Below are 430 nucleotides of genomic sequence, written 5' to 3' on the forward strand. Positions count from 1 at the left end.
TAACGCACGGATTGCGGTCGATTGTAGAAGCCCGACTCCGCATACCGAGTGGAAATCCCAAACGAAGTATTTTATCATTAGGATTGATTGGTGAACAATTCGCAACGGAGGACGCGAAGTCAAAACAGATTGTGGCTGTAGCAGACGAGGTGTCGATAACAGATGAGGCCGAATGGACAATTACGACGCTGGTCACCTTTCTAGACAAGATCGATGAATACGGAAATGACTATTCGAGTGGGTCAAATCACCGACAACTCGTTGTCGAGGAAATTAACCGGATTAACGATGCTCTGGGGTCACGCAACCAAGATATCGCAGCCAAAATCTCTGAAGACGATTCGTTAGTAATTGATGTGGTCCGGGCCAGCCGGTTCTTCAGAAGTTCATTCACTCCAGAAGAGTTGCTTGAGGAGATGGACACCCAGAC

1 protein-coding gene is annotated in these 430 nt (G+C 47.7%); it reads left to right on the forward strand.

Going from position 1 to position 430, the window contains the following annotated elements; genetic code table 11:
* Nucleotides 1-131 precede the first annotated feature (131 nt).
* On the forward strand, nucleotides 132-430 hold a 299-nt coding region (locus tag DEQ92_RS23375), incomplete at its 3' end, for a hypothetical protein (RefSeq protein WP_147299617.1).

The organism is Haloferax sp. Atlit-6N, from assembly GCF_003383195.1.
Taxonomy (GTDB): Archaea; Halobacteriota; Halobacteria; order Halobacteriales; family Haloferacaceae; genus Haloferax; species Haloferax gibbonsii.